The sequence below is a fragment of the Bacteroides stercorirosoris genome, from assembly GCF_900142015.1.
Classification (GTDB): Bacteria; Bacteroidota; Bacteroidia; order Bacteroidales; family Bacteroidaceae; genus Bacteroides; species Bacteroides stercorirosoris.
Map to the genome: position 1 here is coordinate 1 of NZ_FQZN01000067.1, position 10398 is coordinate 10398.

At 46.7% G+C, this 10398-nt stretch carries 9 protein-coding genes; 1 reads left to right on the forward strand and 8 read right to left on the reverse strand.

The window, feature by feature from the left end; all coding sequences use genetic code 11:
* Window positions 1–329: 329 nt before the first annotated feature.
* Entirely contained in the window at window positions 330–1154 is an 825-nt protein-coding gene (locus BUC01_RS24465; RefSeq protein WP_025835781.1) for a tetratricopeptide repeat protein, read from the reverse strand.
* 185 nt (window positions 1155–1339) lie between these two features.
* On the reverse strand, window positions 1340–2290 hold the full coding sequence (gene cysK / locus BUC01_RS24470) for a cysteine synthase A (RefSeq protein WP_025835778.1): 951 nt from the start codon (window positions 2288–2290) through the stop codon (window positions 1340–1342).
* 226 nt (window positions 2291–2516) lie between these two features.
* On the opposite strand from cysK, the gene BUC01_RS24475 reads away from it, so the two are divergent.
* Window positions 2517–3425: a cation diffusion facilitator family transporter gene (locus BUC01_RS24475; protein WP_073315181.1), complete on the forward strand. Its 909-nt coding sequence runs from the start codon at window positions 2517–2519 to the stop codon at window positions 3423–3425.
* Here BUC01_RS24475 and leuB read toward each other — a convergent pair.
* The 6 genes from leuB to BUC01_RS24505 form a co-directional block, all read right to left on the reverse strand.
* On the reverse strand, window positions 3422–4483 hold the full coding sequence (leuB, locus tag BUC01_RS24480) for a 3-isopropylmalate dehydrogenase (RefSeq protein WP_025835776.1): 1062 nt from the start codon (window positions 4481–4483) through the stop codon (window positions 3422–3424). The two genes, BUC01_RS24475 and leuB, sit on opposite strands and share 4 nt — an antisense overlap.
* A 30-nt stretch (window positions 4484–4513) precedes the next feature.
* A complete protein-coding gene (locus tag BUC01_RS24485) occupies window positions 4514–6058 on the reverse strand; it encodes an alpha-isopropylmalate synthase regulatory domain-containing protein (RefSeq protein ID WP_025835774.1) in 1545 nt (514 codons plus the stop codon).
* A complete protein-coding gene (leuD, locus tag BUC01_RS24490; RefSeq protein ID WP_025835772.1) occupies window positions 6048–6641 on the reverse strand; it encodes a 3-isopropylmalate dehydratase small subunit in 594 nt (197 codons plus the stop codon). The genes BUC01_RS24485 and leuD overlap by 11 nt, the downstream gene beginning before the upstream one ends.
* A gap of 43 nt (window positions 6642–6684) precedes the next feature.
* Window positions 6685–8079, reverse strand: a complete 1395-nt coding sequence (leuC, locus tag BUC01_RS24495; protein ID WP_073315183.1) for a 3-isopropylmalate dehydratase large subunit — start codon at window positions 8077–8079, stop codon at window positions 6685–6687.
* Between the two features lie 41 nt (window positions 8080–8120).
* A complete protein-coding gene (locus tag BUC01_RS24500; protein WP_073315185.1) occupies window positions 8121–9617 on the reverse strand; it encodes a 2-isopropylmalate synthase in 1497 nt (498 codons plus the stop codon).
* 369 nt (window positions 9618–9986) lie between these two features.
* Window positions 9987–10232 (reverse strand): hypothetical protein, encoded by a 246-nt coding sequence (locus tag BUC01_RS24505; RefSeq protein WP_025835770.1) that lies wholly within the window; start codon window positions 10230–10232, stop codon window positions 9987–9989.
* Window positions 10233–10398 lie beyond the last annotated feature (166 nt).

A 10398-nucleotide genomic window follows, 5' to 3' on the forward strand; every position in this document is an offset into this window, starting at 1 on the left:
TGAGACTTTACAGAAAAAAATTAAGAGAAAAGCTCACGTAAAGTAAAACTGTTCTCTTAATTTATTAGAAAGAGGGACATTTACTGAATATCCCTTCATAATGCACTTATATTGCACTTTCATCCTGTGTTTTCACGCCGCAAGGTTTCCCGGCCTCACTGTAGGGGCGTCAGCGGAGGCACTGTCAGGCGCAGGTAAGGGGCGATTGTTTGAGCGAAGCGAGTTCGAGCCCCGTCTGTGCATGGCAGTGTCGGAGTAGCCCCGGAAGTGCAGCCTTGATTTTTTCTTTTGGTATCTTTTCTTTTGCATCAAGGCAAAAGAAAAGTACATCATCTGCACTGCTGCAACACCCCCCTAAGCTCAGCCTGTGGCACGCCAAGAAACATAGCCTTTTCAAAGTCCTGTTTAGCCAGACTTTTCTTCTTTTGGGATAAATAGATCTGTCCTCGCATCAGATAAGCTTCGGTTTGTGAGGAATTCAGTTTCAGAGCCTCTTCCAGATCAATCATGGCCAGGTCAACATGCTGCATATCCTGTTCCACCCCGGCACGTGCCACGTATAAGGCAGCATCTTCCGGATTTTCAACCAGCATCTTATTTAATATTTCCAAGGCTTTCTGCAAGTTTCCGTCTTTCTGTTCCAGGGTGGCCAGACCTAAACGGGCATTATAATTCTGAGGATCGAGTTTCAGTAAACGTTCGTAATCTACCCGGGCAAATTTGAGGTCACGTTGACTTGCATAGATATAGGCACGCATCAGAAGGGCTTCTTTATTGTCCTTTTCCAAATCCAGCACCAGGGAGTAGTCTATACGTGCGTGGTCGTTCCGTCCCATTTCAAGATTCAGTGCAGCACGGTTCAGGAGGATGGGAATGGCACGCGGAGCAATATTCAGTGCAAAAGTATACGACTCTAAAGCTTGTTCATAATCACGTTGCCGACGCTGGATGGTGCCGAGATTGGAGAATAATAAGGCGTTATGCGGATTGGCCGGCTCCAGTTTCAAGGCTTGACAGATATAATTTTCCGCTTGTGCCAGGCTGTCTTGTTCGGTACAGGCGATGGCACGGTCGCTCAGTTCCTGATAAGTTTGGGAAAACACAGGGGTTACACCTATTATATATATAAGGAAAGAAAGAATAAACTTTTTCATAATGCTATTAAAGATTTTGTTGCTTACAGATAAACGGCCGTTTCTCTTAATGGGAACTACAGTTTCCTCTCATGGGAACGCTCGTTTCCTCTAATGGGAACTACAGTTTCCCCTCATGGGAACGCTCGTTTCTCTTAATAGGAACTGTAATGATGTGACTGATTTATACTAAAAACAGTTGGTACTTAATCCAACGGATAAGTATCAAACGCAAATAGTTCCGTGGACAGATAACGCTCTCCCGTATCAGGCAGAAGGGTTACAATCGTCTTATCTGCAAACTCCGGACGCTGAGCCAGCAAACGCGCCGCATACACTGCCGCACCGGAAGAGATACCCGCCAGCAATCCTTCGGTGGAAGCCAGTTCACGTCCGCCACGAATGGCTTCATCATCGGGCACGGGCAGCACTTCATCTACAACGGAAGCATCATAAATGGCAGGGATAAAATTAGCCCCGATGCCTTGAATGCGGTGCGGCCCCGCCGTTCCTCCTTTCAAAACCGGAGAAGACGCAGGCTCTACGGCAACAATATACACATCCGGGTTATGTTTCTTCAACGCACGCGCCACCCCACAGACGGTCCCCCCCGTCCCCACTCCGGCAACGAAGACATCAATCTTTCCGTCTGTATCCGTCCAGATTTCTTCACCTGTAGTCAAGGCATGGATATGCGCATTAGAAGGGTTTTCGAATTGTTGGAGAATAACGGAACCGGGAATAGCCTCCCGCAGTTCCTGCGCTTTTGCAATGGAACCCGACATCCCTGCCAGTCCATCCGTCAGCACGATTTCCGCACCAAAAGCTTTCAGGAGGTTACGACGTTCTATACTCATGGTTTCGGGCATCGTAAGTATCAGATGATACCCTTTGATGGTGGCAACCATGGCCAATCCAACACCGGTATTTCCGCTGGTAGGTTCTATGATGGTCGCACCGGCTTTCAATGCCCCGCGTACTTCCGCGTCTTCAATCATGGCAAGCGCCACGCGATCCTTCACACTGCCGGCCGGATTGAACGCTTCCAGTTTAGCGATTATATTCTGTTTCAATTCATATTTCCTACTATATCCCGCCAGCTCCATAAGCGGAGTACAGCCGATCAGCTCTGTCAGATTCTTTGCTATTTTTGCCATAACAATCTAATTATTAAATGTCCCCATTTATAGGTATCTTCGCACAAAGATAATGCAAACCGAGAGCAGAATAAAATGAACGAGTTCATTTTTTATGCAGAGGTGCAGCTTATCTTCGTTTTCAAGCAAAGATAGATAAAAAACTATTTCGCCGCTCAAGTGTTACATTTCTATCACGTAAATTTGCATAATAAAATTTGTATAACTCTTACACCTTATTATATATATGTCACACGAACATCAACCTCATCACAGTCACAGCATCAATGCAGAGTCGTTGAACAAGGCTTTCATCATCGGCATAGTGCTCAATTTGGCCTTTGTCGCCGTAGAGTTCGCAGCCGGCTTCTGGTTCGACTCGCTCGCACTACTTTCCGATGCAGGGCATAATCTGAGCGATGTAGTCAGCCTTGTGTTGGCATTGCTCGCTTTCCGCCTTGCCAAGGTCAGGGCAAATGCACGTTATACATATGGTTATAAGAAGAGCACCATTCTTGTGTCGCTTCTCAATGCCGTCATCCTGCTGGTAGCGGTGGGCGCCATCGTTATCGAGAGTATCCACAAACTCAGTAATCCGGCAGTCGTTCCCGGCGGGGCCATTGCCTGGGTGGCGGGTGTGGGGGTAGTTATCAACGCCTTCACCGCTTTCCTTTTCATGAAAGACAAAGAGAAAGACCTGAATGTAAAAGGGGCTTATCTGCATATGGCGGCAGATGCGCTGGTGTCGGTCGGTGTATTGGTGGCAGGCATCGTCATCAGCCGGACGGGCTGGTATATCATCGACCCGATTATCGGTCTGATAGTAGCCGTTGTCATCCTCATCTCCACCTGGAATTTGCTGCACGATAGCCTTCGCCTGACGTTGGACGGTGTGCCCAGCAGCATCGACAGTAAAAAAGTGGTGGAAGCCATCCGTGCCATTCGCGGTGTAGACGACGTCCACCACATACATATATGGGCCATCAGCACCACTGAAAATGCACTGACAGCCCATATCGTATTAAAGGAACCGGAGGACATGCAAGAGGTGAAACACCTTATCCGCCACCGGCTCGAAGATTTCGGTATCGGTCATGCCACACTTGAATTTGAAATTCCGGGTGAACATTGCGAAGCCGTCTTTGCGGATGATTAGCTACGTTTGATATAGTCCACCACCCATGCACCGACTTCTTTCGTACCATATTTCTCGCCACCTTCTACCTGGATTTCCGGTGTGCGGACGTTAGCATCCAGAGATGCATCCACAGCTTTGCGGATTAATGCACCTTCTTCCTTGAGGTCAAAATATTCGAATAGCATAGCGGCTGAAAGGATTTGTGCCAACGGATTAGCGATATTCAAGCCTTTAGCCTGCGGCCATGAACCATGAATCGGTTCGAACACCGGAGTACTTTCACCCGTGGAAGCGGAAGGAAGCAAGCCCATAGAACCGCTGATAACGGAACCTTCGTCGGTAAGGATATCACCGAAAGTATTTTCCGTAACCATCACATCGAAAAACTTAGGTTCCTGAATCATCTTCATGGCAGCGTTGTCCACAAACATATAGTCCGTAGTCACTTCGGGATATTGCGGAGCCATCTCCTGGGCAATCTGTCTCCACAGGCGTGAAGATGCCAGCACGTTTGCTTTATCTACCACTGTGAGGTGCTTATTACGCTTCATGGCATATTCAAAACCAACTTTTAGGATACGTTCAATCTCCGGACGGGTGTACATATTGGTATCATACGCCTTGTCATTATCCTGATATTTCTCACCGAAATACATACCGCCTGTCAGCTCGCGAATGCAAAGAAAATCCGCACCGTCCACTAATTCGGCACGGAGCGGAGACTTATGAAGCAGGCATTTGAAAGTCTGCACGGGACGGATATTGGCAAACAATCCCAGTTTCTTACGCATAGCCAGCAGGCCCTGTTCGGGACGTACTTTTGCCGTGGGATCATTATCAAATTTCGGGTCGCCTACGGCAGAGAACAGAACGGCATCGGCATTCTTACATACTTCGTAAGTAGCTTCGGGGAACGGATCACCCACTTTGTCGATAGCGTCTGCGCCACAAATAGCGTATTCATAGCTTACTTTATGTCCGAATTTCTCACAAACGGCGCTCATTACGTCTACACCTACAACGGAAATCTCGGGGCCAATGCCGTCTCCGGCTAATACTGCAATTTTAAAATCCATTTTCTTCTAATTTATTTTTAATCTTATTCTTTATTCTGTTTTATACTCGTCTTCTATAATATTCAGCATCTTCATGGTCGCTTTGATTGCCGCTTCCGTCTGGTCGGCATCCAGTCCGCGGGTGCGGAACACCGTGTTGTCAAAGCTCCAGGTTATCACTGTCTGCACAAAAGCATCGGTGCGTCCGCCGGGAGGGATGCTCACGGCATAATTCGTCAGCATCGGGAAGCGACGCCCCAAAGTCACCTTATATATCTTGCGCAATGCACGCACAAAGGCATCATACTGACCGTCACCGCTCGAACTCTCTTCAAACTCCTGTCCGTTGATTTCAATCTTCAGCGTTGCCATAGGTTTCAGACCGTAAGCAAGGTTCACGATATAAGTCTTCAGTTTCACCTTCTCATTCATGATGCCATGCTTCAACACGTCAGAGACGATATAAGGAAGGTCTTCCTGAGTAACCAATTCTTTTTTATCCCCCAGTTCGATAATCCGCTCCGTCACCTTACGCATGGAGTCCTCATCCAGAGTCAGCCCTAGGTCTTCCAGGTTCTTGCGGATATTCGCCTTACCACTGTTTTTGCCCAATGCATACTCCCGTTTACGTCCGAAACGTTCGGGCAGCAAGTCATTGCAGTAAAGATTACTCTTATTATCGCCATCGGCATGCACTCCAGCCACCTGTGTAAACACATTCTCGCCCACAATCGGCTTGTTGGCAGGAATTGCAATACCCGAATAGGACTCAACCACCCGGCTGACCTCATTCAAACGGCCTTCGTCGATATTGGTGATGGCATTGAAATGGTCTTTCAGAATAGCCTGCACACTGGAAAGCGGCGCATTTCCGGCACGCTCACCCAAACCGTTGATAGTGGTATGAAGTCCCTTTGCACCACTCAGCACGGCAGCAAGCACGTTGCTCACAGCCAGGTCGTAATCATTATGCGGATGGAAATCGAAGTGGGCATGCGGATAACGTTTCACCATCTTCCGCATATATTCGATGACTTGCAACGGATTCAGTACGCCTAAGGTATCAGGCAGCATATATCGCTTGATATTCGTATGCAGCAATGCATCCATCATCTGGAACACATACTCCGGAGAGTCTTTCATCCCATTACTCCAGTCTTCCAGATAAATATTGACCTCCATATCCTGCTCATTGGCATAATTCACCACGGCAATGATATCTTCAATATGTTCTTCGGAAGTTTTTCTCAACTGACACGTGCAATGTTTCAGTGAGCCTTTACACAACAAATTAATGACGCGGCAGCCGGTAGCGTGTATCCAGTCTACCGACATATGCCCGTCTACGAAACCCAACACCTCCACTTTCGGCAACAGGTTGCGTCGTGCCGCCCAGTCACATATCATCTTGACTGCGTCGAACTCACCATCCGAAACCCGCGCGGATGCTACTTCCACCCTGTCTACCTTCAGTTCTTCCAGTAGCAAACGGGCTATCATCAGCTTCTCATGGGGGACGAACGACACACCGCTGGTTTGCTCACCGTCGCGGAGTGTGGTGTCCATGATTTCTATTTGGGGCTGTTTATACTTCATTTTTATTTTCCCACGCTTCTATTTTATCTTTATTCTCTACCAGGAAATCTATATCATCCAGACCATTCATCAGGCAATGCTTCTTATAAGTATTGATTTCAAAGTTCTCACTTTTGCCTGTTGCTTTGTTAGTAATGGTTTGCTCCGGCAAATTCACTACTACTTCCGTCTTCGGATCGGTAGCGATAGAATCGAAAAGTTCTTTCAGGAACGGTTCGCTCACCACCACCGGCAATACGAAGTTATTCAATTCATTATTCTTATGGATATCTGCGAAGAAGCTGCTGACTACTACTCGGAAACCATAATCCGCAATAGCCCATGCAGCATGTTCACGACTGGAACCCGAACCGAAATTCTTTCCGGCAACAAGCACTTGTCCGCTATAGGTCGGATCATTCAGAACGAATGAATCTATTTTGTTTCCCTGTTTGTCATAGCGCCAGTCACGGAACAAATTCTCTCCGAAACCTTCTTTCGTCGTAGCTTTCAGAAAACGTGCAGGGATGATCTGGTCTGTATCTACATTCTCCAATGGGAGGGGGACACAAGTACTGGTGATTATATTGAATTTTTGTTTCATTGTTTTTTAGCTTTACGATTAAATTTTCTATTCCCACTCTTTATCAAATCAGTTCTCTCGGATCTGTAATCACTCCCGTCACCGCCACAGCAGCAGCCACCAGCGGACTGGCAAGCAATGTGCGTGAACCCGGTCCCTGACGACCTTCAAAATTACGATTGCTTGTAGAAACCGCATATTTTCCGGCAGGCACCTTGTCATCATTCATTGCCAGGCAAGCTGAACATCCCGGCTGACGGATAGCAAATCCTGCTTCTTCCAGCACCTTATCCAAACCTTCTTCACGAATTTGTGCATCCACCATCCACGAACCGGGCACCAACCAGGCAACCACATGTTCCGCTTTCCTGCGTCCTTTCACCAAAGAAGTAAAAGCACGGAAGTCCTCGATACGTCCATTCGTACAAGCACCCAGGAATACGTAGTCAATCTTCTTGCCCAATACTTCCTCACCGGGTTTGAAGCCCATATAATCCATTGATTTCAGGAATGAAGCTTTTGCAGCCTCTCCCATACCCTCAGTGGTAGGGATATGTTGTGTGATGCCCATACCCATACCCGGATTTGTTCCATAAGTAATCATCGGCTCGATATCTGCAGCATCAAAACGCACTTCTTTATCGAAGGTCGCATTCTCATCGCTCTTCAGCGTCTTCCAGTAAGCCAACGCTTTGTCCCATGCCTCACCTTGCGGAGCATATTCACGACCTTTTATATATTCAAATGTTACCTCATCCGGTGCCACCATACCACCACGTGCACCCATCTCTATACTCAGGTTGCACAATGTCAGGCGTCCTTCCATTGTCAAACTGCGAACCGCTTCTCCGGCATATTCCACAAAATATCCCGTAGCACCGCTGGTTGTCATCTTAGACATCATGTAAAGAGCAAGATCTTTTGCCGTCACACCTTTACCTAGTTTTCCATCTACTGTAATGCGCATCGTCTTCGGACGTGTCTGCAAGATACATTGTGAAGCCATTACCATTTCCACCTCACTCGTGCCGATACCGAAAGCCACCGCTCCCATAGCACCGTGTGTTGAAGTATGTGAGTCACCGCACACAATCGTCATTCCGGGCAGTGTCAGTCCTCTTTCCGGACCTACCACATGGATGATACCGTTCTTCTCGTGCAGCATACCGAAGTGTGTCAGTCCGAAGTCTTCCGCATTTTTAGCCAGCGTATCCACCTGTGTCTTCGAAATAGGGTCTTCAATCGGTTTGTCCTGATCGTGCGTAGGCGTATTGTGGTCGGGCATACAGTAAATCTTTTCCGGACGGAAACACTTGATGCCGCGTGCACGCAATCCTGCAAAAGCCTGCGGACTGGTCACTTCATGACAATAAAGGCGGTCGATGTATAACTGTGTGGGACCATCTTCCACTTGCTGAACCACGTGGGCATCCCAGATTTTATCAAATAATGTATTCATCAGATTTATTATGATTTTACGATTTATAATTGAGGTTAGTCTTATGATTTGAACTTATTGATACAATCAATATAAGCTTCTACCGATGCGGCAATGATGTCGGTGTTTGCTCCGAAACCATAATAAATATGATTATCATATTCCACCTGCATGTGCACCTTACCCATATCGTCGCTACCCTTGCTGATGGCTTGGATAGTGAATTCTTTCAATGTCATGTGGCGGTCTATAATCTTTTTCAAAGCCTTTATCGCTGCATCCACCGGACCGTTTCCGCTGGCAGCCGCCTCAAACTTCTCACCGGAGATGTTCAATCCCAGGCTGGCAACCGAGCGGACACCTACCCCACTGGTCACTTGCAAGTACTCCAACTTCACGCGATGGTTCTGCGTGCGGTCGGCACCGGCAAGCACGAGGATATCGTCATCATTGATATCTTTTTTCTTATCTGCCAATTTTAGGAAAGCCTCATATACTTTATCCAGCTGATCCTGTTCAAGGTCAACGCCCAATATCTGTAAGCGGTTCTTCAAGGCAGCACGTCCGCTACGGGCAGTCAATACGATAGAGTTATCATCAATACCCACATCGTGCGGATCGATAATCTCATACGTCTGCACATTCTTCAACACACCATCCTGATGGATGCCCGACGAATGGGCAAAAGCATTACGTCCCACGATAGCTTTATTCGGCTGTACCGGCATATTCATCAAGCTGGACACCATGCGGCTGGTCGGATAAATCTTCTGCGTATTGATATTTGTTTCAATCTCAATATCCTTATGGCATTTGATAATCATAGCCACTTCCTCAAGCGAAGTGTTACCGGCACGCTCACCGATACCATTGATGGTAACCTCCACCTGACGCGCACCATTCAGCACACCCGCCATAGTGTTGGCCGTAGCCATTCCCAGGTCATTGTGACAGTGGGTAGAGAGGATAGCCCTTTCAATGCCGCTCACGTGTTCCATCAGATACTTGATCTTCGCACCGTATTCATTGGGCAGGCAGTAACCGGTCGTATCCGGGATATTCACTACCGTGGCACCCGCCTTGATAACGGCTTCCACCACACGAGCCAAATACTCATTATCCGTACGGCCGGCATCCTCTGCATAGAATTCCACATCATCCACATAGCGGCGGGCATACTTCACGGCAGCCACTGCACGTTCTATGATTTCCTCACGATTTGAATTGAATTTATACTTGATATGCGAATCTGATGTCCCGATACCCGTATGAATACGTTTGTGCTTGGCAAACTTCAACGCATCCGCTGCCACATCTATATCTTTTTGTACTGCACGGGTCAGCGCACAAATAGTAGGCCACGTCACCGCTTTTGATATTTCAATTACCGAATTGAAATCTCCCGGACTGGAGATAGGGAATCCTGCTTCAATAACATCCACTCCCAGTGCTTCCAGCGCCTTTGCTACCTGAATCTTTTCCACTGTATTCAATTGGCATCCCGGAACCTGCTCACCATCGCGGAGCGTTGTGTCGAAAATAAACAACTTGTCACTCATTTCTTATTATATTTATTAAATTATTGCCATTAAAAAAGCCTTTCACACTTGGAAGTGAGAAAGGCTTTCGAATATCCTAATCGTTACATATATTCACGCACAGCACTCACTTCCACTAAACTTTGCCAGTAGAATAATAATACCACACAGTAGAATATATGTAAAGTTCTGTATCATCTTTATCTTCTTGTTTTCTTATTACGGTGCAAAGGTATAGATAATTTCGTTCCCTACAAACTAATCCGTTACTTTTTTCACTTAAAAAGCATCATTTTATAAGTTTGTCAACTACTAAGACAATAAAGTATAACAAAAGAGGGGTATACGTTCCCGTATACCCCTCTTCATATAGTCCTAAGCGAGTGAGAATTACTTCTTGTCGCAAGCTTTCTTTTCACAATCCTGTTTGTCCTTGCAACAAGCCTTTGTGCTGTCACAAGCGGCTGCTTCTTCTTTGCAGCAAGCTTTTGTTGAATCACATGCCTGAACTCCTTCTACAACTTCAACTTCGTCAGTAGCTACTACTTCAGTTTCAGCTGCTTTTTTGTTACCACAAGAAGTCACGGCGAAAGAAAATGCAACTGCAACAGCTGCTAAAAATAACTTTGTCTTCATCTCTAATTTTGCTTTAAAACATTAATAATAAATAGTGCGGTGCAAATATAAGAAAAAATCTGTAACCTACCAAATACAAAAAGCCCCCACATCTTTCGATATGGAGGCTTCTCTGAAAAAACGGCGACTACCTACTCTCCCACTTGACGCAGTACCATCGGCGTGA

Coding starts and splice junctions, on each gene's coding strand:
- BUC01_RS24465 (WP_025835781.1), bottom strand. CDS start 1,154: ATGAAAAAGTTTATTCTTTCTTTCCTTATATATATAATAGGTGTAACC.
- cysK (WP_025835778.1), bottom strand. CDS start 2,290: ATGGCAAAAATAGCAAAGAATCTGACAGAGCTGATCGGCTGTACTCCG.
- BUC01_RS24475 (WP_073315181.1), top strand. CDS start 2,517: ATGTCACACGAACATCAACCTCATCACAGTCACAGCATCAATGCAGAG.
- leuB (WP_025835776.1), bottom strand. CDS start 4,483: ATGGATTTTAAAATTGCAGTATTAGCCGGAGACGGCATTGGCCCCGAG.
- BUC01_RS24485 (WP_025835774.1), bottom strand. CDS start 6,058: ATGAAGTATAAACAGCCCCAAATAGAAATCATGGACACCACACTCCGC.
- leuD (WP_025835772.1), bottom strand. CDS start 6,641: ATGAAACAAAAATTCAATATAATCACCAGTACTTGTGTCCCCCTCCCA.
- leuC (WP_073315183.1), bottom strand. CDS start 8,079: ATGAATACATTATTTGATAAAATCTGGGATGCCCACGTGGTTCAGCAA.
- BUC01_RS24500 (WP_073315185.1), bottom strand. CDS start 9,617: ATGAGTGACAAGTTGTTTATTTTCGACACAACGCTCCGCGATGGTGAG.
- BUC01_RS24505 (WP_025835770.1), bottom strand. CDS start 10,232: ATGAAGACAAAGTTATTTTTAGCAGCTGTTGCAGTTGCATTTTCTTTC.